The 25,498-nt window shown below is 65.0% G+C and carries 22 protein-coding genes; 10 read left to right on the top strand and 12 right to left on the bottom strand.

Features of this window, described 5'->3' with window-relative positions; all coding sequences use genetic code 11:
* Positions 1-40 precede the first annotated feature (40 nt).
* The 3 genes from iscR to NHH88_11030 form a co-directional block, all read right to left on the bottom strand.
* Complete coding sequence (gene iscR / locus NHH88_11040; protein USX16283.1) at positions 41-517, bottom strand: Fe-S cluster assembly transcriptional regulator IscR; 477 nt, start codon at positions 515-517, stop codon at positions 41-43.
* Positions 518-657: 140 nt separating this feature from the next.
* Positions 658-1,437, bottom strand: a complete 780-nt coding sequence (locus NHH88_11035) for a uracil-DNA glycosylase (GenBank protein USX16282.1) — start codon at positions 1,435-1,437, stop codon at positions 658-660.
* Between the two features lie 123 nt (positions 1,438-1,560).
* Entirely contained in the window at positions 1,561-2,910 is a 1,350-nt protein-coding gene (locus NHH88_11030) for a hypothetical protein (GenBank protein ID USX16281.1), read from the bottom strand.
* Between the two features lie 167 nt (positions 2,911-3,077).
* Between NHH88_11030 and NHH88_11025 the strand changes: the two genes are divergently transcribed.
* Genes NHH88_11025 through NHH88_11010 form a run of 4 tightly spaced genes read left to right on the top strand, consistent with a single transcriptional unit; the run spans position 3,078 to position 7,365 of the window.
* Positions 3,078-4,313 carry an efflux RND transporter periplasmic adaptor subunit gene (locus tag NHH88_11025; GenBank protein ID USX16280.1) on the top strand — a complete coding sequence of 412 codons (1,236 nt, stop codon included), beginning with the start codon at positions 3,078-3,080 and terminating at the stop codon, positions 4,311-4,313.
* Positions 4,310-5,005, top strand: a complete 696-nt coding sequence (locus NHH88_11020; GenBank protein ID USX16279.1) for an ABC transporter ATP-binding protein — start codon at positions 4,310-4,312, stop codon at positions 5,003-5,005. Before NHH88_11025 ends, NHH88_11020 begins: the two co-directional genes overlap by 4 nt.
* A gap of 28 nt (positions 5,006-5,033) precedes the next feature.
* A complete protein-coding gene (locus tag NHH88_11015; GenBank protein USX16278.1) occupies positions 5,034-6,191 on the top strand; it encodes an ABC transporter permease in 1,158 nt (385 codons plus the stop codon).
* Positions 6,192-6,198: 7 nt separating this feature from the next.
* Entirely contained in the window at positions 6,199-7,365 is a 1,167-nt protein-coding gene (locus tag NHH88_11010; protein ID USX16277.1) for an ABC transporter permease, read from the top strand.
* A gap of 269 nt (positions 7,366-7,634) precedes the next feature.
* Here NHH88_11010 and maiA read toward each other — a convergent pair whose 3' ends face one another.
* Genes maiA through NHH88_10995 form a run of 3 tightly spaced genes read right to left on the bottom strand, consistent with a single transcriptional unit; the run spans position 7,635 to position 9,852 of the window.
* On the bottom strand, positions 7,635-8,282 hold the full coding sequence (maiA, locus tag NHH88_11005) for a maleylacetoacetate isomerase (GenBank protein ID USX16276.1): 648 nt from the start codon (positions 8,280-8,282) through the stop codon (positions 7,635-7,637).
* Positions 8,279-9,304 (bottom strand): fumarylacetoacetate hydrolase family protein, encoded by a 1,026-nt coding sequence (locus tag NHH88_11000; protein USX16275.1) that lies wholly within the window; start codon positions 9,302-9,304, stop codon positions 8,279-8,281. The genes maiA and NHH88_11000 overlap by 4 nt, the downstream gene beginning before the upstream one ends.
* Positions 9,301-9,852, bottom strand: coding sequence for a VOC family protein (locus NHH88_10995; protein ID USX16274.1), 552 nt, complete (start codon positions 9,850-9,852; stop codon positions 9,301-9,303). The genes NHH88_11000 and NHH88_10995 overlap by 4 nt, the downstream gene beginning before the upstream one ends.
* A gap of 90 nt (positions 9,853-9,942) precedes the next feature.
* Here NHH88_10995 and NHH88_10990 point away from each other — a divergent pair, with 90 nt between their 5' ends.
* From NHH88_10990 to NHH88_10980, 3 genes are read left to right on the top strand one after another with little or no spacing between them, the layout of a single operon-like run.
* Entirely contained in the window at positions 9,943-10,857 is a 915-nt protein-coding gene (locus tag NHH88_10990) for a LysR family transcriptional regulator (protein ID USX16273.1), read from the top strand.
* Positions 10,858-10,914: 57 nt separating this feature from the next.
* Positions 10,915-11,442, top strand: coding sequence for an NAD(P)H-dependent oxidoreductase (locus NHH88_10985; protein USX16272.1), 528 nt, complete (start codon positions 10,915-10,917; stop codon positions 11,440-11,442).
* Positions 11,443-11,484: 42 nt separating this feature from the next.
* On the top strand, positions 11,485-12,132 hold the full coding sequence (locus NHH88_10980; protein USX16271.1) for a gamma-glutamylcyclotransferase: 648 nt from the start codon (positions 11,485-11,487) through the stop codon (positions 12,130-12,132).
* Here the strand turns inward: NHH88_10980 and NHH88_10975 are convergent.
* Positions 12,124-13,278, bottom strand: coding sequence for a PA0069 family radical SAM protein (locus NHH88_10975; GenBank protein USX16270.1), 1,155 nt, complete (start codon positions 13,276-13,278; stop codon positions 12,124-12,126). The two genes, NHH88_10980 and NHH88_10975, sit on opposite strands and share 9 nt — an antisense overlap.
* A 263-nt stretch (positions 13,279-13,541) precedes the next feature.
* Between NHH88_10975 and NHH88_10970 the strand changes: the two genes are divergently transcribed.
* From NHH88_10970 to NHH88_10960, 3 genes are read left to right on the top strand one after another with little or no spacing between them, the layout of a single operon-like run.
* Entirely contained in the window at positions 13,542-14,150 is a 609-nt protein-coding gene (locus NHH88_10970) for a DUF2760 domain-containing protein (GenBank protein USX16269.1), read from the top strand.
* Entirely contained in the window at positions 14,147-16,012 is a 1,866-nt protein-coding gene (locus NHH88_10965; GenBank protein ID USX16268.1) for an Hsp70 family protein, read from the top strand. The genes NHH88_10970 and NHH88_10965 overlap by 4 nt, the downstream gene beginning before the upstream one ends.
* A gap of 2 nt (positions 16,013-16,014) precedes the next feature.
* On the top strand, positions 16,015-18,906 hold the full coding sequence (locus NHH88_10960; protein USX16267.1) for a hsp70 family protein: 2,892 nt from the start codon (positions 16,015-16,017) through the stop codon (positions 18,904-18,906).
* On the opposite strand, the gene NHH88_10955 is transcribed toward NHH88_10960, so the two are convergent.
* The 5 genes from NHH88_10955 to tssE form a co-directional block, all read right to left on the bottom strand.
* Positions 18,907-19,545, bottom strand: coding sequence for a DTW domain-containing protein (locus NHH88_10955; GenBank protein USX16266.1), 639 nt, complete (start codon positions 19,543-19,545; stop codon positions 18,907-18,909).
* 46 nt (positions 19,546-19,591) lie between these two features.
* Complete coding sequence (locus tag NHH88_10950) at positions 19,592-21,322, bottom strand: methyl-accepting chemotaxis protein (protein ID USX16265.1); 1,731 nt, start codon at positions 21,320-21,322, stop codon at positions 19,592-19,594.
* A gap of 128 nt (positions 21,323-21,450) precedes the next feature.
* Positions 21,451-22,329, bottom strand: a complete 879-nt coding sequence (tssA, locus tag NHH88_10945; protein USX16264.1) for a type VI secretion system protein TssA — start codon at positions 22,327-22,329, stop codon at positions 21,451-21,453.
* Between the two features lie 12 nt (positions 22,330-22,341).
* Complete coding sequence (gene tssH / locus NHH88_10940) at positions 22,342-24,969, bottom strand: type VI secretion system ATPase TssH (GenBank protein ID USX16263.1); 2,628 nt, start codon at positions 24,967-24,969, stop codon at positions 22,342-22,344.
* A 2-nt stretch (positions 24,970-24,971) separates the two neighbouring features.
* Positions 24,972-25,445 carry a type VI secretion system baseplate subunit TssE gene (gene tssE, locus NHH88_10935; protein USX16262.1) on the bottom strand — a complete coding sequence of 158 codons (474 nt, stop codon included), beginning with the start codon at positions 25,443-25,445 and terminating at the stop codon, positions 24,972-24,974.
* Between the last annotated feature and the right edge of the window lie 53 nt (positions 25,446-25,498).

The following is a 25,498-nucleotide window of genomic DNA, read 5'->3' as shown; positions in this document are numbered from 1 at the left end:
TAACTCCGGTTTTCTCTGTCTATATTAGTAGCTAAAGCGCTCAACCAAGCGCGGCGTGGTTACGGTGCATCACGACCACGTTTTGTTCAGCATTCTTTTGCTTCTGTTGATCGACCAGATCCTGCAACGAAACGGAATCCAGATAATCAACCATCTTTTCATTCAGCGTGGCCCACAGTTCGTGGGTCATGCAGCGCACGCCGCTGGCGGCGTCGGCGCCGTGGCAATTTTCCTTGCCGCCGCATTGGGTCGCGTCCAGCGGCTCGTCGACGGCGATGATGATGTCGGCCACCGTGACCTTGTCGGCCCGGCGCGCCAGGCTGTAGCCGCCGCCCGGGCCGCGGATCGATTCGACGATTTCGTGGCGGCGCAATTTGCCGAACAGCTGTTCCAGATACGACAGCGAGATCGCCTGCCGCTGGCTGATGCCCGAGAGCGTGACCGGGCCTTTGCCTTGGCGCAAAGCCAGATCGATCATCGCAGTCACAGCAAAACGGCCTTTGGTGGTCAGACGCATCACTACCTCGGTTCAGCTAGGTTAAAATATCGACCCGACTGCTCAACGAAAGCCTGATTAGTTGATCGATTTAGTCAAGTATACCAAACTTTATGAAAGTTTGCCGGGAGGCCCCTCGGCCCCTCGGTCTTGATTACCTTCTACTTGCCTTTTAGCAAGCTCATCGGCTCGAACAGCGCGTGCATGTCCGGGTTGCCGATGAAGCTGAGGTTGTACGGATGCTCGGCCGTGATCTGCGGGAAATCTTTCATTACCGGCAACTTTTTCAGCAACTCCGCGATTTTCCCCCATAGAATCATTGTCGGCTTGGCCGGCGCCTTGGCCGCCAGACCGGCCATGACCGTCTCGAAGAACGGCAGCCAGGCTTTCGCATCCTTGACCGGCGGCACATGGCTGCGGAACACCAGCGAGGCATTCAACAGCAGGAAACCCTGTTCGGTCAGCTTCTTCTGCATCTCGGCCAGGGTTTGAATATGGGTGCCGCTTCCGCTGCGGGCAAGGGCGGAAACCGCCGCCATCGCCGCGCCGCCGGTGTCGGCCAGTGTTAGTTGCCCATCGGCCACCAGCAGCATCTTCATGAAGTTGCGCAGCGACGTGGCCTTGTTGACAGGCTTGGACAGCCCGCCGCCCTCTTCGTTCGACCACAGGCTGCCGACGGCGCCGTCCATGAAGCAGACGCCGGTGGCGCTGTCCTCGCGCGGGTAGGGTCCCTCCCCTACTAATACATAGCGTACTTGGTCGAGCGGCAGCGCGAAGGCGGCGAACAGGCGTTGTTCGGTCGGCAGATAGAGGTCGTCGGCCAGCTGGGCGAGGTAGCCGGGCGTGGCGGCCTGCATCGCGTTGAGTCCGTCGATCAGCAACGGGCGCCATGAGGCATCGGCGCGCGACAGCGCATCAAGGATGGGAGCGGGGATCGTCATACTAATAGTAGCGGGGGCGGGAAAGGCGGAAGTATACCGTAAGACCGTAGGGCGGATTAGCGCAGCGTAATCGGCCATGCATGCGCATCGATGGCGCATGCATGGCCGATTACGGCGTTCCGCCTAATCCGCCCTACGTGCCTCCTCGTCCAGCCAGCCGCCGGCGAATCCGGCGCGGCGCAACCCCGTTTGCAGGTAGGTATTGCCGCGCATGATGTTCCAGGGGAAATCGTGCAGATAGTTTTCCACCATGATCACCGTCGGCCCTTCGTTAATGCCGAAGTGGTATGGCGATACCCAGTGCTGGCATGCAACCCGGCCGTGCGAAAACACGGTCGAGAACGAGGCTTTGAATCCATAGGGATTTGCCTCGCACAACTGCATGCCCTGGTAGTGGATGATGCTGGGCATGACGATTTCCGGCGCGAACGGCAGCGACGCGGCCACCGCCCATGGCGCCAACGTGCCGTCATCCGGCCCGTACGGCACGCCGCGCGCGACGTAGTCCCAGAACTTGCGCTGCACGCCATCAATGCGGCGCGTGACGGGCCCGGGCCCATCGCTGGCGGTGATACCCCAGCACAACGCCCCATACTCCGGAAAGCCGAGCGGATTCTGGATGGCATATTGTTGCTGCACGTAAGTGGCGCGCCGGCTGTTCTCGAAGTAGTCCGAATCGTGCGCGCGCATGAAATCATCGCGGATGCCGCGCAGATCCAGCCACACGTGCGACATCTGATGGATGAACAGCGGCCCGGCATACAGATAGTCGATGCCGTACACCGTCTTCCATTCGTAGGTCCGGCTCCAGGCGTCGTAGCTGTCCCGTTCCACGGGGAAAGTGGGCGAGCCCAACGCCAGTACGTAGAGGATCAGCGCCTCGTCATACCCTTCCCAGTGCCAGCGCAGAAAGCCGCTTTCCGGGTTCCAGCCGTGGCAGATCAGATTGTCGCGCCCGCGCATCCACTGCCAGTCGACGCGGCGGTACAGCATGTCAGCCAGCGCGCGGATTTCGTTTTCCTCGGGCGTATCCTCCACGAAATATTCGGCCGCCGTCAACATGCCTGCGATCAACAGCGCCGTGTCGATACTCGACAGCTCGCATTGCCACGCGCGCGCGCCGCTGTTCATGTCGATGAAGTGATAGTAGAAGCCCTTGTAGCCGGTGGCGCGCGGCGATTCGCTCTGCTCGCTGTTGGCGAAAAACCGCAGGGTGGTCAAGGTGCGGACCACGGCGTCGGCACGCCCCATGAAGCCTTGTTCGACGCCGATCGGATAGCAAGTCAGCGCCATGCCGACGGCGGCGATGCTGGCCGGCCACACCTCGGCGGTCTTGTCGCGGATCAGGCCATTGGCGGGGTTGACCTCGTTGACGAAGTAGTCGAACGAGTCCTTCTGCAATGCGTTCAGCAAGGCAAGCGTGGCCGCATCGACGGAGGCTGGCGGGCGCTGGGCGCGCGGCATGGTGGTCATAAAGCTCCGAACAATTGAAAAAGGCCATGCTGTCACAGCAGTAAGCTTGCAGTATGTACCGGAACACACAGATACGCCTGCCGCTTGCGATTCAATCGCGCTTGCCCCACTATTTGATGGCGAAGTTGGCAATGGCCGACTTATGGAACTTGAGCTGAGGCTACCAATTGGCGACTCCCGATATTTCCCGTCTAAAGATTGACCGCGAGGCCAAGGCGCCGACACCCGGGTCGCGCCCGAAGCGCCGCCGCTGGGGCAGGATGGTGCTGCTGGTACTGGCCCTGGCACTGGTGGCGGCCGCCGCCATGAGCGTGTTCGCCGGCAAGCCGGCCGTGGAGGTGGTCGCGGTCGCGCAGACTTATCCGGCGCAGAACTACACCTTGCTCAACGCCACCGGTTACGTGGTGGCGCAGCGCAAGGCCGCACTGTCGTCCAAGGCCACCGGCCGGCTGGAGTGGCTGGGCGTGCTGGAAGGCTCGCACGTCAAGAAGGACGAGGTGATCGCGCGGCTGGAGAGCCGGGACGTGGCGGCGGCGCTGGGACAGGCGCAGGCCAACGTCAAGGTCGCGCAGGCCAATCTGGAACAGGGCCAGGCCGAGTTGCAGGATGCGCAGTCGGCGTTCCAGCGCGCGGCGGAACTGCTGAACCAGAAATTCATCGCCGCCTCGGCCTACGATACGGCGCAGGCGCGCCTGAATAAGGCCAAGGCCAGCATCTCCGGTTACCAGGCCGCCATCGCGGCGGCGCGCGCCAACGCGCAGGCGGCGCAGGTGGCGGTGGACCAGACGGTGATCCGCGCGCCGTTTGACGGCGTGATCCTGACCAAAAGCGCCAACGTCGGCGATAACATCACGCCCTTCTCCTCCGCTGCGGACAGCAAGGGCGCGGTGGTCACCATCGCCGATATGGACACGCTGGAGGTGGAGGCCGATGTCTCCGAATCGAACCTGAGCAAAATCCGCGTCGACCAGCCGGCAGAAATCCTGCTCGACGCTTTTCCGGAATTGCGGCTGGCCGGCACCGTCTCGCGCATGGTGCCGACCATGGACCGCAGCAAGGCGACCTTGCTGGTCAAGGTGCGGTTCGAGGAGCGCGACCCGCGCGTGCTGCCGGACATGAGCGCCAAAGTCGCCTTCCTCTCGCAGCCGGTGCCGCAGCGGGACAAACTGCCGGTGACCGCCGTGCAGCCGGCGGCGATCGTCACGCGCGGCGGCACGCCGGCGGCGCAGTTTGCATTCCTGCTCGACGCCGATGGCGGCAAGGTCCGCCGCGTTGCCGTCACCCCGGGCCGCAAGATCGGGGAACTGGTCGAAATCAAAGGCCTGAAGCCGGGCGACAAGGTGGTGCTGGCGCCGGACGACAAGCTGCAGGATGGCCAAGCCGTCAAAGTGGCGAAGAAATGACCGCGCCGCTCGTGCTGATCGAACATCTGGTGAAGTCCTATCGCCGAGGGGATCAGGTGGTGGAGGTGCTGCGCGATATCAGCCTGGCGATACCGTCCGGCGCCTTCACCGCGCTGATGGGGCCCTCGGGCTCGGGCAAAAGCACGCTGCTCAATCTGATCGCCGGCATCGACAAGCCCGATAGCGGCGTGCTGCGGATCGCCGGCCTCGATATCGCCGCCATGGGCGAGACTGAGCTGGCCGGCTGGCGCGCGGCCAACGTCGGCTTCATCTTCCAGTTTTATAACCTGATGCCGGTGCTGACGGCGTTCGAGAACGTCGAGCTGCCGCTGCTGCTCACGCCCTTGTCCCGCCGAGAGCGGCGCGAGAGAGTGGCGCTGACCCTGGAGATGGTCAGCCTGGCGGACCGCATGGACCACACGCCGAACGAGCTGTCCGGCGGGCAGCAGCAGCGCGTGGCGATCGCGCGCGCCATCGTCAGCGATCCGACCCTGATCGTGGCCGACGAGCCCACCGGCGACCTTGACCGCCAGTCGGCCGCCGAGATCCTGTCGCTGCTCCAGCAATTGAACCAGCAACTGGGCAAGACCATCATCATGGTCACGCACGACGCCCATGCGGCGGCGCAGGCGCGCAACGTGGTGCACCTGGAAAAAGGCGAACTGCTCGCCGACGAACCGCAGCGCGCATGAAACCGACTTCAATCGCCAGGACGCCACCATGTACACCCTGCGGCTGATCGTCAAAAACTCCCTGCGCCACAAGCTGCGCACGTCGTTGACGATACTCGGCCTGGTGGTGGCGATCTTCGCCTTCGGCCTGCTGCAAACGGTCATCGACGCCTGGTACGCCGGGGCGGAAGGCGCGTCCAACACAACGCTGGTCACGCGCAACAAGACGTCGCTGGTGTTTCCGCTGCCGCTGTCGTACGAGGCGCGCATACGCGCCGTACCCGGCGTGACCGGCGTCGGCTACGCCAACTGGTTCCAGGGGACCTACAAGGACCCGAAAAACTTTTTCGCGCAGTTTGCCATCTCCGGCGAGAGCTATCTGGAGATCTACCCCGACTACCTGCTGCCGCCCGACCAGCGAGCGGCCTTCCTGCGCGACCGCAAGGGCGCCCTCGTCGGCCGCAAGCTGGCGGACCAATTCGGCTTCAAGGTCGGCGATGTCATTCCGCTCAAAGGCACGATTTATCCGGGAGACTGGGAGCTGGTCGTGCGCGGCATCTTCGACGGCCGGCAAAGCACCACCAACACGGCGACCCTGTTCCTCCACTGGGACTACGTGAACGAGTCGCTCAAGAAGACCCTGCCCCGGCGCGCCAACCAGATCGGCGTGTACGTGGTGCGCATCGACGAACCGGAAAACGCGGCCGCCATCTCGGCGGCGATCGACAAGGAATTCAGCAATTCGCTGGCCGAGACGCTGACCGAGACGGAGAAAGCGTTTCAACTCGGCTTCGTCTCGATGTCGGAGGCGATCGTCATGGCGATCCGCGTGGTGTCGTTCGTCGTGATCGTCATCATCGCGGCGGTGATGGCCAACACGATGGCCATGAGCGCGCGCGAACGCCTGGGCGAATACGCCACGCTCAAGGCGCTGGGCTTCGGCCCCGGCTTCCTGACGGCGATGATACTGGGCGAATCGCTGTTGCTGTCGCTGTTCGGCGCGGCGCTGGGGATCGTCATCCTGTTTCCGTTTGCCGCCTTCCTGGGGAGCGTGATGGGAACGATGTTCCCGGTGTTTGAGGTGACGCGATTGACCGTGCTCCAGCAAATCCTCGCGGCGCTGGCGATCGGCCTGGTCGCGGCCATCGCGCCGACCCTGCGGGCGGCCCGCGTCAATATCGTCGAGGGATTGCGGAGCATAGGATGACGATGCGATGAAGATTCCACTCTTCTACGTCGCCCGCAACCTGTGGGCCCGCCGCCTGACCACGGCGCTGACCGCCGCTGGACTGGCGCTGGTGGTGTTCGTGTTCGCGACGGTGCTGATGCTCGATGAAGGCTTGCGCAACACGCTGGTGACCACCGGCGAATACGACAACGTGGTGCTGATACGGCGCAGCGCCGACACCGAGGTGCAAAGCAGCGTCGAACGGGGGCAGGCCAGCATCGTCTCCAGCCACCCTTCCATCGCGCTTGGCGCCGACGGCCAGCCCTTGCTGTCGCGGGAGACGGTGGTGCTTATATCGCTCAACAAACGCGGCTCGGCCAAGCCGTCGAACGTCATCATCCGGGGCATCGGGGCCCGTGGACTGGCGCTGCGGCCGCAAGTGAAGCTGACGGCCGGGCGGATGTTCCGGCCCGGCGCATCCGAGATCATCGCCGGCGCCAGCATCGCGCGCCGCTTCTCCGGCGCCGGCATCGGCGAGACGCTGCGCTTCGGCCAGCGCGAATGGACGGTCGTGGGCTTGTTCGACGCGGGGAACAGCGGCTTCGATTCGGAGGTGTGGGGCGACGCCGATCAGTTGATGCCGGCGTTCCGGCGGGTCGCCTATTCGGCGGTCGTGCTGCGCTTGGCCGACACGTCGCTGTTCGATGGCTTCAAGAAGGATATCGAAGGCGACCAGCGTCTGACGCTCGACGCCAAGCGGGAGCAGACCTTTTATGCCGACCAGTCGAAGGCGCTGTCGACCTTCATCAGCGTGCTGGGGTTGATCTTGTCGGTGATTTTTTCGATCGGCGCCATGATCGGGGCGACGATCACCATGTATGCGTCGGTTGCCAACCGGGTTGGCGAGATCGGCACGCTGCGGGCGCTGGGGTTTCAGCGGCGCAGTATCCTGGCGGCGTTTTTGGCGGAGTCGATGCTGCTGGCGGTGGTGGGCGGCGTGTTGGGGCTGGGGTGTGCTTCGCTGATGCGGTTCATTTCGTTCTCGACCACGAATTTTCAGTCGTTCTCGGAGTTGGCGTTCGGGTTTCGGCTGACGGCCGATATCGTCGTCAAGACGCTGGTGTTTTCGCTGGCGATGGGGTTTATCGGCGGGGTGCTGCCCGCGCTGCGGGCGGCGCGCATGAAGATCGTCGATGCATTGCGGGCGGCTTGAGGTGGTGGTCGTGCATGGGCTGTCGCCGGCTTACACATGGCCGATTACGGCGTTCCGCCTAATCCGCCCTACGTGTCCCCACAGATTTGATCGACATTCCCGGGCCGCATTTCGCCGCGCAAACACGTGGCCATCGGCGGCTCCTCCGGATTTGATCGACATTCCCGGGCCGCTTATCCGCTACGGAAACACGTAGGGCGGATTAGCGAAGCGTAATCCGCCATGCACGCGCCGCCGACGACGCATATATTGTTCCGACCCGCGACTCACTACTCGGCGTCGGGTTGCTGCGCCGGGTGCGCTTGCTGGAACGCGGGCAGCGCGGCGCAGGCGGCGCTGATCCGCATGACCGTGGGATAAGGCGCCGTATCGACCTCGAACCGCTGGGCGTTGAACACTTGCGGCACCAGGCAGCAGTCGGCCAGCGTCGGCGTATCGCCATGCGAATAGACGCCCGTGCGCGCATCCCCGGCCAGCAGCGCTTCCAACGTCGCCAGTCCGCTGCGCAGCCAGTGACGATGCCATTCCAGCTTGACCTCCTCGGTCAAGCCCATCTCGCCCTTGATGTACTTGAGCACCCGCAGATTCCCCAGCGGATGCGTATCGGCCACCACCGTCAACGCCAGCGCGCGCACGCGGGCGCGGCCCGCCGGATCGGCCGGCAGCAACGGCGTTTGCGGCCGCGTCTCCTCCAGATATTCCAGTATCGCCAGCGACTGGCCGATGACGGCGCCGTCGTCGTCCTCCAAGGTTGGCAGCAGCGCGGACGGATTGACCGCGCGATACGCCTCGGCCAGATGCTGGCCGCCGTCGCGCAGCAGATGCACCGGCTGCGCCTCGTATGCCAATCCCTTGAGATTGAGGGCGATCCGCACGCGGTAGGCGGCGGAGCTGCGGAAGTAGGTATAAAGCTTCATCGCCTCCGCTCCCCGTAATGCACGACGGTCTGCTCGATCACGCCGAAGATGCTGGCGCCCTGTTCGTCGAGCATCTCGATCCGCACGCTGTCGCCGAATTTCAGGTAGCCGGTCTGCGGCTTGCCGGTCTCGATGGTTTCGTACATGCGCACCTCGGCAAGGCAGCAGTATCCGACGCCGCCGTTGTCGATGCTCGATCCATTGAGGCCACCCTGCTTGTTGGAAACGGTGCCGGAGCCGATGATGCTGCCGGCCGCCATCTCACGCGTGGCGGCGGCGTGCGCCACGAGCTGCGCGAAGTTGAAGGTCATGTCCTCGCCCGCATTCGGTTTGCCGAACGGCTTGCCGTTGATGTCGACCAGCAGCGGTAAATGCAGTTTGCTGTCGGCCCAGTTGAGGCCCAATTCATCCGGCGTCACCGCCACCGGCGAGAACGCGCTGGCCGCCTTGGACTGGAAGAAGCCGAAGCCCTTGGCCAGTTCATTCGGAATCAGGTTGCGCAGCGAGACGTCGTTGACCAGCATGACGAGGCGGATCGCCTGGCCGGCATCGGCCACGCTCACGCCCATCGGCACGTCGCCGGTGATGACGGCCACCTCGGCCTCCAGATCGATACCCCAATCCTCCGACAGCGCGTAGATCGGGTCGCTCGGGCCGATGAAGCTGTCCGAACCGCCCTGGTACATCAACGGGTCGGTGTAGAACGACGCCGGCACTTCGGCGTTGCGCGCCTTGCGCACCAGCTCTACGTGGTTGATGTATGCGGAGCCGTCCGCCCATTGATAGGCGCGCGGCAGCGGCGAGTGGCAGGCTTGCTGGTCGAACGGCTTGGCGTCGACGGAGTCGCCGGCGTTGAGCAGGGTGTACACCGCTTCCAGCCGGTCCTTGACCAGTTCCCAATGGTCCAGCGCATGCTGCAGCGTGGCCGAGATTTTCGGCACCAGCTGATAGTGGGACAGGTCGCGGCTGACCACGACCAGACGGCCATCGCGGCTGTCGTCCTTCAATGTGGCGAGCTTCATGCCGGTTCTCCCGGGGTGACGTCCGCCGGCGCGTGCATCCACGCCGCGTGCTTGGGCGCCTTGCGCGTTTTGGACCACTCCTCGAGCATCTCCCATTTGACGGCGTCGAGCTTTTGCATCATGTCGGGGGTGCCGGTGTTGACCGCCAATTCGAGACGGTGGCCGTTGGGGTCGAAGAAGTAGATCGATTTGAAGATGGTGTGGTTGACCGGGCCGATGACGTCGATGCCGCCGGCGATCAGCCGCTCCTTGGCGGCCAGCAGGTCGTCCATGCTGTCGACCTCCATCGCCAGATGCTGCACCCAGGCCGGCGTATTGTGGTCGCGGTCCATCGGCGCCTGCGTCGGCAGCTCGAAGAACGCCAGCACGTTGCCCTGGCCGGCGTCGAGGAAGACGTGCATATACGGGTCCGGCGCTTTGGTCGACGGTACTTCATCCTCGGCGATGGCCAGCACGAAGTCCATGTTCAGGTGCTTGACGTACCACTCGACGGTTTCCTTCGCGTCCCGGCAGCGGTACGCGACGTGGTGAATTCGTTTGATCTTCATCCCTGCCTCCATTTCTAGTCTTTCGACATTAGATGCGAATCTCAGATATCATACAAACAGTATTTTTCTCGTGATTTATCAGGTTTTGCCATGAATCCAAGTTTGCGACAAATGCGCGCCCTGGTGGCGCTGGCCAAAACCGGCAGTTTTACCCTGGCGGCGGACCACCTCAACCTGACGCAATCGGCGCTTAGCGGCCAGATCAAGGAGCTCGAGCAGATGCTCGGCGTGCGTGTCGTCGAGCGTACCACGCGCAAGACGCAGTTGTCGGAGCTGGGACGCGAGCTGACGCCGTTGTTCGAGAAGATGCTGCAGGACCTGGACCGGGCGATGGCCGACATCGCCAGCAGAAAGGCGCTCAAGCAAGGGATCGTGCGCATCGCCGCGCCGCAGATGCTGTCGTGTACCTTGCTGCCCGAGGCCATCGCCGCCTATTCCGCGCGCTATCCGGACGTGCAGGTGCGGCTGGCCGACAGCCCGGTCGAGCAGGTGTCGGCGCGCGTGTTCAGCGGCGAAGCCGACTTTGGCATCGGCCCGGAGCGCGACGCCAACGCCGAGATCGAGGCGCAGCAACTGTTCGAGATGCCGTTCGTGGTGGTGTTCCCGCCCGGCCACGCGCTGGAGTCGCGCGAGCGCATCACCTGGGCCGACATCAACGACTTCCCTTTCATTTCCCTGCAAGGACAGTTCACCGAGCGGCTGCTGCGGGACATGCATGTGTCGTTCCGCGAGCTATCGCTCAATCCCTACAACGAGGTGACCTTCATGACCACCGCGCTGGCGATGGTGCACGCGCGGCTGGGGATCACCGTCTGCCTGCCGTACGCGGAAAAAATGGTGGAACTGTATGGGTTGCGGATGCGCGAACTGGTCGATCCAGAGCTCACGCGTCGTTTTTTTGTCTACACGCGCAACGCCCGGGCGCTGTCGCCGGCAGCCGAAAGTTTCGTCGCCTTCCTGCGGGATTACGTCGCCGCGCACCAGTGGAACGTTCCGCTCGGTTAACATATCTTACATTTTTCCCACTACCGCAGCCCATGCGGCGTGTGTATGCTTCGGTTTATGAATATTCTGCATATCGACTCCTGCGCGCTGGGCGACAGTTCGCAATCGCGCCAACATACCGCCGCCGCCGTGGCCCGGCTGGCGTCCGCGCACGAAGGGGCCAGCGTGAACTATCGCGACCTTGCCGCCTCGCCCTTATCGCACGTCAGCGCGCCGCTGCTCCAGGTGATGCGCAAGCAATGGAATAGCGCCATTCCGATGCACGCGGAGTTGCGGGCGGAGTCGCTGCTGAGCGCGTCGCTGTTGCAGGAATTCGTCGACGCTAACATCGTCGTGGTTGGGGCACCGATGCACAACTACTTCACGCCGTCGACCCTGAAAGCCTGGCTGGACCGCTTGCTGCACCTGCACGGCGACACGGCGAACCAGTCCGACTCGCAGCGCGTGATGCTGGTGACGTCCGGCTGGGGAGCGGACGACCCGCAACAGGCCGAGCTGATGCACAATTACGAAGGTCAGTTGACTGCGGCGTTCAAGTCCATCGGCGTCAAGCATCTGGACATCGCCCGCGCGGGCATAAACTGAACTTGACGCGAGCTCCGGCGCATGCCCAAAACACAAACGATCATGACAGCAGACACCATCGCCATCAACCAGATGATGGACCAGTTCGACGGCCACCATAGCGTTTGGCTGTTCGGTTACGGCTCGCTGATCTACAAAGCCGACTTCCCCTACCTGCAACGTCGTCCGGCCAGCATCGCCAACTGGACGCGCCGCTTTTGGCAAGGCTCGCACGACCATCGCGGCACGCCAGAGGCGCCCGGCCGCGTGGTCACCATCATCGAGGAAGCCGGCGCCATTTGCCATGGCATGGCTTACCTGGTCACCCCGGAAGTCTTTGCCCATCTCGACCACCGCGAGAAGAACGGCTATCTGCGGCTGGCGACGGCGATCACGTTCGATGACGGCGGCAAGGACAGCGATAACACCGCCAGCGATGGCGACAGCGACAGCGATAGCAATAACGACAGCGTCGTCGGCCTGGTCTATATCGCCACGCCGGACAACACCGCCTTCCTGGGGGAAGCGTCGGAGCAGGAAATCGCGCGCCACATCGCCCGCTCCATCGGCCCAAGCGGCCCGAACAGCGACTACCTCAATCATCTGGCGCACGCCCTGCGCGAACTGGGCCGCCACGACCAGCACGTCTTCGAGATCGAACGGCACCTGGCCGCGTTGAACAACCCTCCGTCAACGGTTCCGTCAGAATAAATCCAGCTGCCCCGCGTCGGTCGGCTTGGCGCGCGCGCCCAGCGGCGGCACCACCAGCGGCCGCGTGAACTGCGACGCGTCCATGCTGTGGAAGCGGCTGCCCTTGCCCGATAGTCCGAGACGCTCGGTGGCGATCTTGAAGCGTTGCCGTATCAATTCCGCCCATACGCCCTCGCCTTTCATGCGGGAACCGAAGGTGCTGTCGTAGTCCTTGCCGCCGCGCATTTCACGCACGCGGTTCATCACGCGCTGCGCCCGCTCCGGGAAGTGCGCCTGCAGCCATTGCTGGAACAGCGGCGCCACCTCCCACGGCAACCGCAACACCGTGTAGTGCGCGGTAACGGCGCCGGCTTCCTTGACCGCCTCCAGCAAGCGCTCGATATCCGGCTCGGTGACGAACGGAATGATGGGCGCGACGCTGACGGCCACCGGAATGCCGGCGTCGGTGAGGGTGCGAATCGTGCGCAGACGCCGCGCCGGGGCCGCCGCTCGCGGTTCCAGAGTGCGCGAGATGGCCGGGTCCAGGGTCGTCAGCGTGATGGCGACGCCGGCTTGGCGCTTGGCGGCCATCGCCGAGAGAATGTCGATATCCCGCTCGATCAGCGACGATTTGGTGATCAGGCCCACCGGGTGCTGGCATTCCTGCAGCACTTCCAGCACGCGGCGCGTGAGTTTGCGCTCGCGCTCGCAGGGCTGGTAGGCGTCCGTGTTGACGCCGAGCGCGATCGACTCGGGCTCGTAGCCCGCCTTGGCCAGCTCGCGCCGCAGCATTTCCGGCGCGTTGACCTTGGCGAAAATCTTGCTCTCGAAGTCCATGCCCGGCGACAGGCCGAGATAGCTGTGCGTGGGACGGGCGAAGCAATAGATACAGCCATGCTCGCAGCCGCGATACGGGTTCAGCGAAACACTGAACGGCAGGTCCGGCGAGGCGTTGCGGCTCAGGATCGATTTACAGTACTCGTCGGTGACCTGGGTTTTCCACGGCGACGCCTCCTCTTCCTCGCGCTCCCAGCCGTCGTCGTAGGCCTCCCGCGCGTTGACCTCGAAGCGCCCCTGCAGGTTCGATACCGCGCCACGGCCTTTTTGCGCCTTCAGCGAAGGCGGCGGCAGCATCACGTGCTCTTGGTTGTTTTCGTCGTGGTTCATGATAGCTGGGCCCGGGCACCGGGCGGGGATCGCCGGTGCTGCGCCGATACTGTATATATATCCAGTATTCTATGCGCTTCAAATGGCCATATCAAGCGAAAAATCAAAGCTGCGGCCTTCGCGCCTTTGGCGCCCGCGTCCGAACTGGTATCATGCGGGGCTTCCGGGGGAAAGACTTTCCCCGCGCCACGCGCGCCCCCACCCCACATTCCGCCAGGCTGCCGCCCCAGGCAGCGGCCCGGCTCACTCTACGCGAGCTAAACATGAACAATTCGACTCAACCGTTGCCGTCTTTTTTTAGCCGGATATCGATCGCCATCGGCGCCTTCTTCCGCGCGCTGTCCGATGCCGAATATGCCGCGCGCCTGGCGCGCATCGCCGCCGGCGAACCGCAGCCGTCCGCCGCGCCGGTTTCCGCTCCGGCTCCCGCCCCGACACCTGCATCTGCCCCGGCACCTGCGCCTGCACCGGCCCCGGTCACGCTGCGCGTGGCCACGCCGGATGCCGCGCTCCAGCTGCTTGGCCTGTTCCAGCGCGAAGCGCGCCTGATCGACTTCACCCAGGAGAACCTGAGCGCCTATTCGGACGCCGACATCGGCGCCGCCGCGCGCGTGGTGCACGAAGGCTGCGGCAAGGTGCTGCGCGAGCACTTCACCATCGAAGCGGTACGCAGCGAGGCCGAAGGCAGCCGCGTGGTGCTGGAGGAAGGATTCGACGCCAGCGCCGTGCGCCTGACGGGCAATGTGGTCGGCAAGGCGCCGTTCCGTGGCGCCTTGAGCCATCGCGGCTGGCGCGCATCGAACGTGCGCTTGCCTAAACTGGCCGAAAAGCACGACGCGGCGATCCTGGCACCGGCGGAGGTGGAATTATGAGCGACCCACGCTACGCCATCGGCATCGACCTTGGCACCACCCACAGCGCGCTGTCCTATGTCGACCTGACCACCAGCGACGGCGAAAAAACCCAGCACGGCGTGCTGGCGATTCCGCAGTTGACCGCGCCGGGCACGGTGGAAGACCTGGCGCTGCTGCCATCCTTCCTGTATCTGCCGCACGCCGACGAACTGGCGCCCGGCGATTTGAGCCTGCCGTGGCAGCAGTCGGCGGCCGAACAAACCGGCGTGGCCGGCGAGATGGCGCGCAGCCGTGGCGCCACCACGCCGATCCGCCTGGTCTCCAGCGCAAAGAGCTGGTTGAGCCACCCGGGCGTGGACCGCCGCAGCGCCCTGCTGCCGAACGACGCGCCGGAAGAAGTCACGCGCGTCTCGCCGCTGGAGGCGTCGACCCGCTACCTGTCGCACCTGCGCCAGGCGTGGGAACAGGCGCACCCGGAGGCGCCGTTCGGCGAACAGGCGGTGACGGTGACGATTCCCGCCTCCTTCGACCCGGGCGCGCGCGAACTGACCGCCGACGCGGCGCGCGCCGCCGGCTACACCAATCTGACCTTGCTGGAGGAGCCGCAAGCGGCGCTGTATAGCTGGATCCAGGGCAGCGAAGGCCGCTGGCGCAAAGAGGTCAAACCGGGCGACATCATCCTGGTGGTGGACGTCGGTGGCGGCACCAGCGACTTTTCGCTGATCGCCGTGCTGGAACGCGACGGCGTCCTGGAGCCGCACCGCATCGCGGTCGGCGATCACATTCTGCTCGGCGGCGACAATATGGACCTGGCGCTGGCGCATCTGGTTGCGCGCAAGCTGGCCGCCAACGGCACGCAGCTCGACGCATGGCAGATGCGCGCGCTGACTTACGGCTGCCGCACGGCCAAGGAAAAGCTGCTGGCCGATGCCACCGTCGACACCTGGCCTATCGTGGTGCCGAGCCGTGGCTCGAAGCTGATCGGCGGTTCGATCCGCACCGAGCTGACGCGCGACGAAGTGACCACCTTTATTCTCGACGGCTTCTTCCCGGCGGTGGACGCGGCGACGCGTCCCGCCGTGCGTACGCGCGCGGGCCTGACGCAGCTTGGCCTGCCGTATGCGCAGGACGCGGGCATCACGCGCCACCTGGCCGCTTTCCTTGCACGCCAGGTCGGCGCCACCAGCGAACTGGAAGGCTACGCCGGCAAGCACAGTGCCGACGCCACCTTCCTGCATCCGACGGCGGTGCTGTTCAACGGCGGCGTGTTCAAGTCGGAGCTGCTGGCGCAACGCGTCATGGGCACCCTCAACGACTGGCTGTACATGGAAGGCGCGGAGCCGGCGCGCATGCTGGGCGGCGCCGATCTGGATCTGGCGGTGGCGCGCGGCGCGGCTTACTACAGCTACGTGCGTCGCGGCAGCGGCGTGCGGATTCGCGGCGGCACGGCGCGCGCGTACTATGTGGCGATCGAATCGTCGATGCCGGCCATTCCCGGCATGGAACCGCCGATCCAGGCGTTGTGCGTGGCGCCGTTCGGCATGGAGGAAGGCAGCGAGATCGAACTGCCGAACCAGGAGTTCGGTCTGGTCGTCGGCGAGCCGGTGCAGTTCCGCTTCTTCGGCTCCTCGGTGCGCCGGCAGGACCAGATCGGCGACCTGCTGGACTTCTGGGGTCCGGAGGAATTGATCGAGTTGAACGAGATCCAGGCCACGCTGTCGCCGGAAGGCCGTCAGGCCGGCGACGTGGTGCAGGTGCGCTTGCATGCGATGGCGACCGAATCGGGCACGCTCGAGTTGCTGGCCGTGGCCAATGATGGCCAACGCTGGAAGGTGGAGTTCGACGTGCGCTCGGGCGCCACTGAAAGCGCCGCCGCCTGAGCATGAGCCAATACATCGTCAGCATCGACCTTGGCACCACCAACACGGTGCTGGCCTATTCGGCGCCCGGCAAAGCCGACATCCAGCTGTTCGACATCGAGCAGCTGGTGGCGCCGGGCGAGGTTGGCGCTGGCGCGCTGCTGCCGTCGGTGCGCTACCACCCGGCCGAGGGCGAGCTGGCCGACGACGAATTGCAACTGCCATGGCGGCAGGACGACGTAGCGGGTTTGCGGCAGGTGGTCATCGGACGGCTGGCGCGCAACATGGGCGCGCAGGTGCCGGGGCGTCTGGTCTCCAGCGCCAAGAGCTGGCTGTCGCATCCGAATGTGGACCGCACGGCCGCGATCCTGCCATGGGGTTCCGAAGCCGATGTGGCCAAGGTGTCGCCGGTGGCCGCCAGCGCCTCCTATCTTTCGCATCTGCGCTCCGCCTGGAATACGCGCTTTCCTGCGCATCCGCTGGAACGCCAGCAGATCGTCCTGACGATTCCCGCCTCCTTCGACGAGGGCGCGCGGGCGCTGACGCTTGAAGCGGCGCGCATGGCCGGCTTGTCCGGCCTGCGCCTGCTGGAAGAACCGCAGGCGGCCTTCTACGATTGGCTGTACCGCCAGCGCGCGACGCTCGCCGCCGATCTCGCCGAAACGCGCCTGCTGCTGGTGTGCGACGTCGGCGGCGGCACCACCGATTTCAGTCTGATCAAGGTCGGGATGGCCGACGGCCGGCCGGAGATCAGCCGCATCGGCGTCGGCAATCACCTGATCCTTGGCGGCGACAACATGGATCTCGCGTTGGCGCATCTGGTCGAGACGCGCATGGCGGCGGCCCAGGGCGGCGACGCGCCTCCTCCCCGCCTGTCGTCGAGCCGCCTGGCGCAACTGGCGGAGCGCTGCCGCGCGGCGAAGGAGCTGCTGCTGGCGGCAGACGCGCCGCAGCGCGCCACCGTCACCCTTCTCGGTTCCGGCTCGCGCCTGATCGGCGGTTCCCGCTCCGCCGAGCTGACCCGCGACGAGGTGGCCGCGCTGGTGGTGGACGGCTTCTTCCCATTGAATCCGTCGCGCGAACCCGCCACGCGCGGACGCGGCGCGATCATCGAGTTCGGCCTGCCCTACGCCAGCGACGCCGCCATCACCCGCCATCTGGCGGGGTTCCTGCGCCAGCACGCGGCGGCCGCCCGCGAGGCATTGGGCCTGCCAGCCGACGATTACGCGACGATACCGGTTCCCGATGCGTTGCTGCTGAACGGCGGCGTTTTCCGCGCCGACGCCCTGGCCCGCCGCTTGGAGGAGGTACTCTCGAATTGGCGCGGCAAGCCGCTGCGCGTACTGAATAACGACGATCCCGATGTCGCCGTCGCGCGCGGCGGTGTGGCCTATGCCCTGGGACAAGCCGGCCAGGCGCCCGTCATTGGCGGCGGCTCGCCGCGCAGCTACTTCCTGCTGCTGGACGATGAACTGCGTGCCGACAAACCCCGCCGCGCAGTCTGCATCCTGCCGCGCGGCAGCGCCGAGAACCGCGAAATCCTGCTGGCCGAGCGCACCTTCGCGCTGCGGCTTGGCCGGCCAGTGCGTTTCCATCTGGCGTCGTCGACGTCGGACGCCTCCCCGCCGCAGGCCGGGGAACTGGTCGAGCTCCAGCCGGACGATTACGTCCAGCTACCACCGATCGCCACGGTGCTGCGCGACAGCGGCACCGCCGACGCCCGCAAGGAAATTCCGGTGCAACTGGCCACCACGCTCAGTGAGGTCGGCACGCTGGAAGTGCATTGCGTGGCGATTGAAGACACGCAGCGCTGGCTGCTGGAGTTCCAGCTGCGCGGCGACACCGGCATCGCGGAGGCCGACGACGTGGGCACGAACACCTCCCATGACGCGCCAATGCCGGCGGGCCTGAACGCGGCCATCGACAAGATAGACCGCATCTTCGGCAGCCGCGCGCTGCAGGTCGACGTCAAGGAGGTCAAGCAATTGCGCGCGCAGCTCGAGCACCTGTTGGGCAGCCGGGAAAGCTGGGCCACGCCACTGCTGCGCCGCCTGTTCGACGCGCTGATCGAACGCGCCAAGGGCCGTCGCAGGTCGTCGGAACACGAGCGCGCGTGGCTTAACCTGAGCGGCTACTGCCTGCGCCCAGGCTTCGGCCATCCGCTCGACGAGTGGCGCATCGAACAACTTTGGGCGATGTTTGAGGCCGGCGCCCAGCACCACAAGGACAGCCAGGTGTGCGCCGAGTGGTGGACCTTGTGGCGGCGCGTGGCCGGCGGCTTGAGCGTGGAAGCGCAGTTGCGGGTGCTCGACGATTTCGCCTTTAACGTCCAGGCGGACGCGCAGGAGCGCGGACGGCGCCCGCAAACGCTGGTCAATGGCAGCGAAGAGGACATGCTGCGCCTGGGCGCGTCGCTCGAACGCATACCCGGCAACTACAAAGCCGAAATCGGCGCATGGATGCTGTCGCAACTCGACGCGGCAACCCGCGCGGCCGCAAAGGCCGGCGCCAACAAAACCCGCGCCGGCGCGGCGAACGCCGGCAAGGCGGAAGCGGCGCAGGCGCGCTTCCTGTGGGGATTGAGCCGCGTCGGCGCGCGCCAGCCCTTCCACGGTAGCGCGCACGATGTCGTCGACAGCGCGGTCGTCGAGCAGTGGCTCTCCAACATACTGGCGCTGGACTGGAAGAAGGTGGAGCCGGCCGGTTTTGCGGCGGCCCATCTGGCACGCATGACGGGCGACCGTTCGCGCGATATCAACGAGACCTTGCGCGCCGAGATACTGCGGCGCCTTGGCGCGATCGGCGCTCCCGCCAACTGGAGCGCGATGGTGCGGGAAGTGGTGCAGCTCGATCAGGCCGAAGAAAAACGCATGCTGGGCGAGTCGCTGCCGCCCGGCCTGAAACTGATCGCCTGATCAAGGACGCACGTAGCTGGCCTGTTGGGCGACGAAACCATCGAAGGCGTCGATCAGCGGGTTGAATTTATGCGGGTCGTTTTCCAGCTGCGCCAGCGCGTACGCCGTGGCCTCCAGCGTGGACAGCTGGTCCGGCAGATGCGCCTTGCGTATCAGGTAGTGCGATGGCGGCGTGTCGCGCAGCGGTAGCCGGGGCAGCGCCTGCAACGGTGGATTCATATACAACATCTTGCGGCTCTTGCGCCAGGTCCCGTCCAGCACAACCAGGCGCAATCGCTGTGGTTCACCGAGCCAGTCCTGATCGAACATCTGCGGCGTGGCGAGTCCCAGCGATTTGTCGTCTGCCGTCTCTGGATACAGCAGTACGTTGCGGCGATCGCCGGAGAGCAGCTCGCCCAACCGATCCGCCTCGAACGCTTCGCCGCACTCCAGACGGCTGTTGGACAAACTCAGATGCAGCAGCCGCGCGCTACCCTTGGCGTTCGCCACCTCCATCGGATGCTGAAGGATCAGTACCTCCACCTGGCTCGATACCGATGCCACCCAGCGGCAGATGCAGGTTTGCAGCGGCCGCAGACACGCGGGGCATTGCGCCCGGGTGCTGCGCGGCTTGGAGGGTGTGGGGTCGGTACTGATCATATGCCATTGTACCGAAGCGCGTCATTGTACCGAAGCGCGGCCTCGCTTAGAACTCTTCCCAGCCGTCCGCGTCGTTGGTGGTGATCGCCTTGCGCTTGCTGTCCTGGGCAGCCTTGGTAGCCGGCGCGGAAACGGCAGCTACAGCGACTGGCTTGGCACGTCGCGGCGGTAGCGCCGGACGTGTGGGCGTGCGCGGAGCGAGACGGCTGGACGCGGCCACCGGCGCGGGCAACTGCAAGCCATCCAGTTTGAACACGCTCACCACGTCGGCCAGCTTGGCCGACTGCTCCTGCATCGATTCCGCCGCCGCTGCCGCCTGTTCGACCAGCGCCGCGTTCTGCTGCGTCACCTGGTCCATCTGGGTGATGGCGTCGTTGACCTGGGCGATGCCGAGGCTCTGCTCTTCGCTGGCATGGCTGATCTGCGTCATGATCTGGGTTACGCGGTTGATGCTGGTGACGATTTCGCTCATGGTTTCACCGGCCTTGTTGACCAGGTCCGAGCCCTGCGAGACTTTTTCGACGGAGTCGTTGATCAGGCTCTTGATGTCCTTGGCGGCCGACGCCGAGCGCTGCGCCAGGTTGCGCACCTCCGAGGCGACCACCGCGAAGCCGCGCCCTTGCTCGCCGGCGCGCGCGGCTTCCACCGCCGCGTTCAGCGCGAGAATATTGGTCTGGAAGGCGATGCCGTCGATGACAGAGATGATCTCGACGATTTTGCGCGACGAGTCGTTGATGGAGCCCATGGTGTTCACCACCTCGCCCACCACGGCGCCGCCACGGCTGGCAATTTCGGCGGCGCTGATCGCCAACGCGTTGGCCTCGCGCGCGTTCTCCGCGTTGAACTTCACCGTCGACGTCAATTCCTCCATCGACGATGCCGTCTCCTCCAGCGAACTGGCTTGCTCCTCGGTGCGTGACGACAGATCCTGATTGCCGGCGGCGATCTCGGTGGACGCGGTGGCCATCAGGTCGGTGCCATTGCGCACCTGGCCGACGATGCTGACCAGATTGGAGTTCATGATTTTGAGGGCGTTCATCAGCTGCCCGGTTTCGTCGTTGCTGTGAACCCGGATTTCGCTGGTCAAATCGCCGGACGATACGGTTTCCGCGACCTTCACCGCTTCGTTAATAGGCCTGGTGATCGTGCGGGTGATCCACCAGGCCGCGAGGACGCCCATGACGATGGCGGCAAGGCCCAGCATCACCAGCAAGGTGCGGCCGCTGGTGTACTGGTCGTGGATCTGGACGGCGGCGGCATCGAGCAAGTCCGCCTGGCGGTCGGAGAAGGTTTTCAGCGCCGCGAGATAGCTGGTGCGGGTTTGCGCCAAGTCGCCTTCGTAGAGTTTTTTACCCAATTCGAGATCGCCCTTGGCCTTGGCGGCAAAGACGGCCTTGCGCACGTCGGTGTAGGCTTTGCGCGTGTCCAGCACCTGCTTGAACAGCGGCTTGAGTTCTTCTTCCTCGATGGTGGCGCCGATCTGGTCCTGGATCTTGGTCGCGCGCCCGGAGGATCCGGCCATGAGCGTTTCCAGATTTTTCTGATCGGCCGGATCGGCCACCATCCAGGCGCCGGTGGTGCGCGCGGCGTTGACCTCGATGATCTTGCCCCACTCGGCGATCAGCCGCTGGTCGCGGATTTTCACGTCGATCATATGGTCGGTCATCGCGCTGGCGCTACTGAGGCGCATGATGCCGATGATGGTCATCGTCGTCAGTAACAACAGGATGAGCGAGAAGCCGAAGCCGAGACGCGTGCCGATTTTCAGGTTGTTCATGGCGAACCCCTAGCGAAAGGATCAGGAATGTCTGACCCATGCTAGCACTGTTCGCCAGAATCTGTAGCACCGAGAGAAAGATTGAGCGTTGCGCCACAACAACTACTCAGTAAAAATGCGCACCGCGATCACTCGCCGCCCGACTGTGCGCCCAACAATTCCTCAAGGCCGGCGATGGCGCCCGGATCTTTGACGACGGCGCGCAGCCACACGTGCAGCGGCATGTCGCCCCAGCTTGCGGCTTTGTCGGCCAGATAGGCCACCGGGCTATGGGGCTCGGTGCGGCGGAAAAAATCGGCCACAAGACGCAATTGCGACAGGGCCTGGGCCCGGGTTTGTACAGCGCCACCCAGCGCGGCTGCCGCCCCCTGGCCGACAACGCCCGCTGTGGCGTCGCCGCCCATCGACATCGCGAGCGGACTGCCTACAGGCGCGATAGTGGTGATCAAGGCTTGCAAAGCGTCTTTGGCGGCGCTGAAACCTGGACCTTCGGCGCCCAGGCGCCGGTCGACCACGCGTTCCAGCTCACAGAGCATGGCCAGGCAGTATTCGGCATCCGGCAGCAGCGCCGCGCCTCCGTCCAGCGACATCTCCCTGACCAGCACCAGGGTGCGTGTGAGCAGCCAGTACAGATTGCCGATGCGCTGGTCATAGTCGCCGTCATCGGCCAGCGGATGCAGGCCTTCCCAGTAATGTTCGCACAGGCCGGAAAGCACGGCGTAGCCGTCCCCCAGGCCGCGCAGGCCGCGCGTCTTGGCGTGGGCTTCCGCCAGCCAGACGGCCAGCCGCAGGTCCTTGGTCTTCGTTTCGATCATGGCGGCGCAACGGCTGCCGACAAACTGCCAGTCGGCCTCCTTCAGCACCGCGACCCACTCGCCCTGGTCCAGGGTTGGATCGTCGTAGGTGCGCGCGTGCGCGATGGCGTCCACTTCGCTGCTGAACGACAGGTCCTCGCCGCAGATCCGATCGGCGCTAATCGGCAACAGCAGTTGTGCGATGCTGAACATGGTGGCTCCTTGCTATTTGATGGTGTATTTGAACTGCCCTTGCTTGCTGGCGCCGACCTTGATTTTGGCGATCGCCGCGCCCTGCGCCATCTTCTCCAGCACCGCCTCGGCGATCTCCGGCAGCAGGCTGCCGTTCAGAATATGATCGACATTGCGGGCGCCGGAATCGACTTCCGTGCAGCGCGCCAGCACCGCTTCGACCAGCGCCTCGTCGTAGCTGAACTCCGCGTGGTGCTGGTCGCGTATGCGCTGGCCGATGCGGTCCAGTTTGAGCCCGATGATGCGCACCAGTACCTGGTCCGGGATCGGGTAGTACGGCACCACCTTGAGACGCCCGAGGAAGGCCGGTTTGAAGTGTTTGACGAGTTGTGGCCGCAGAAGCTGTTCCAGTTCATCCACCGTCGGCGGGGTTTCCTTGTTAAGACACGCCTGCATGACGGCTGCGGAACCGGCGTTGGAGGTGGCGATGATGATGGTGTTGCGGAAGTCGATCTCGCGCCCTTCCGCGTCGTCCATCACGCCCTTGTCGAAGACCTGGAAGAACAATTCAGTGACGTCGGGATGGGCTTTTTCGATCTCGTCGAGCAGCACCACGCTATACGGATTGCGGCGCACCGCCTCGGTCAGCACGCCGCCCTGGCCGTAACCGACGTAGCCGGGTGGCGAGCCTTTGAGGCCGGAGACGCTGTGCGCCTCCTGGTACTCGCTCATGTTGATCGTCAGGAGCTTGCGTTCGCCGCCGTACAACAGGTCGGCCAGCGCCAGGGCGGTTTCCGTCTTGCCGACACCGGAGGGGCCGACGAACATGAACACGCCTTTCGGTTTGTTCGGATCGTCCAGGTTGGCGCGCGCGGTGCGTACGCGTTGCGCCACGGCGGCGATGGCTGCCGGCTGGCCGAGGATGCGGGCTTCGAGCGCATCCTGTAGTTTGAGCACGGTGCGGATTTCATCCTTGACCATTTTCCCCAGCGGGATGCCGGTCCAGCCGGAGACGATTGCGGCCACCGTGGCGGCATCAACTTCCACCGGCACCATCGGCGTCTCGCCCTGCAGCGCGGCCAGTTCCTCCTTCAGCGCGCGGATTTCTCCTGCGCCGTCGCCGCCGTCGCGCAGACGCGAGATGGCGGCGACGATCGATTGCTCGCGATGCCAACGATCGCCATTCTTCGCGTGCTCCTCGGCCAGCGCCGCGCGGGTGGCGGTCAGCTTCTGCAGGCGCTGTCGGCGCGCCGCATCGACACTCTTCTCGCCGCCCTCTTCGCGCTGCAAGGCATTGATCTCCGCGTCGATGCGCTCCATGCCCTTCGCCGCCGATTCCAGCAGCGCCGGCGTGCCGCTCTGCCCCAGCGCGACGCGGGCGCAGGCCGTATCGAGCACGCTGACGGCCTTGTCGGGCAGCTGGCGGCCGCTGATATAGCGATGCGACAGGCGGACGGCCTCGGTCACCGCTTCATCGCGGATGCGGATGCCGAAGTGCTTCTCCATCAGTGGCGTCATCGCGCGCAGCATGGCGCTGGCGATTTCCTCGCTCGGCTCCTCGACCTTGACGACCTGGAAGCGCCGCGCCAGCGCGGCATCCTTTTCGAAGTACTTTTTGTACTCGCTCCAGGTGGTGGCGGCGATGGTACGCAATTCGCCCCGCGCCAACGCCGGCTTGAGCAGGTTGGCGGCGTCATTCTGCCCGGCCGCGCCGCCGGCGCCGATCATCGTGTGCGCCTCGTCGATGAACAGGATGATCCCGTGCGGACTTTGTTTGACTTCGTCGATGACGTTCTTCAGGCGGTTTTCAAACTCGCCCTTGACGCTGGCGCCGGCCTGCAACAGGCCCATGTCCAGCGTGCGGATCTCCACGCCGCGCAGCACGGCCGGCACGTCGCCGGCGGCGATGCGCAGGGCCAGGCCCTCCACCACCGCCGTCTTGCCCACGCCGGCTTCGCCGGTGAGAATGGGATTGTTCTGGCGGCGGCGCAGCAGGATATCGATCATCTGGCGCACTTCGGTCTCCCGGCCTATCACGGGATCAAGCTTGCCTTCACTGGCGACGCGCGTCAGGCTGGTGGTGTACTGGTCGAGCGCCGGCGTACGGGGGCCGCTCAGGCGCTCGGCATCGGCAAGCGGCGCCACGAGCGGTTCGACGCCGGCCGTGGACGCGGCGATGGTTTCCTCCTGCGAGCCAATGGTGTATTTCTCCAGCCGGTGCTTGACTTCATCGATCGGAATCCGCGCAAACGCGGAGGACGCGCGGTGCGCGATCTGCGACAGTTCCGGGTCGGTCAACAGCGCGATCAGCAGATGCGCGCTGCGAATGCCATTGGGCTGTGGTGTCGCCAGCGATGCGATCAGCCACGCGTTCTCCAGCAGCAGCGGCAAATGGTGCGAAAACACCGGCGTGCGCGTGCTGCCCGTCTTGAACTGGCTAACCTCATGATGTAGATCGGCCTCTAGCGTGTCGATACTGACGCCGCACTGGCGCGCGATCAGCACCACATCGCAGCGCTCCTGCTCGAGCAGGGCCAGGAACAGGTGCTCGACCTCCACTTCATACTGGCCAAGCGCCACGCAGATGCTGGCGGCGCGTGTGGCGGCCAGGCGCGTGGTGTCATTCAATTTTCCGATCAGTGTTTTCAGATTCAGGTTCATGTTTAGACTCCGCGGGCGCTGCGGTTGATTGAATAATGCAGGGATGAGGGTTGCAGCACCGCGTCGAAGTTGACCGACTCTGTCATCGGCAGGCCGGCCAGCGTGGCGCTGATGGCGAAGCTGACGCGGTTGATGGAGCCGCTTTCGCGCTCCAGCCAAGCCTGCACATTGCGCAGGCGCGGCTCGTGACGTTCGATCGCCGTTTTCAGCGCGGCGCAAATGCGGGCGCGATCCTCGCTGCTGCTCAGGCACATGCCGGCGAAGTCGATCAATCCGTAGTTGACGATGGAGCCGGCGCACTCGGGGTAGGCGTCCAACAATTCGTCGGACAGCGCGCAGCGCGTGTTGAGCAGGTCTTCCAGGTCGCGCGCCACGGAATCCTTCAGTTGTTCCAGCGTCAGGCCATGGCCTGGGCGGGAGGCGGCGCTTTGCTCGCCCAGCAGACGGTCAAGCAGGCCAGGTGTAAAGCCATTCATCGGAAGCCCTCATAAAAAAAAGGCCAGGCCAGGCCGGCCTGGCCCAAAAAAGC

It is taken from the genome of Oxalobacteraceae bacterium OTU3CAMAD1 (assembly GCA_024123915.1).
Lineage (GTDB): Bacteria > Pseudomonadota > Gammaproteobacteria > Burkholderiales > Burkholderiaceae_D > Rugamonas.
Note: the sequence above shows the minus strand (reverse complement) of the source record. Positions and strands in the feature narration are given on the sequence as shown.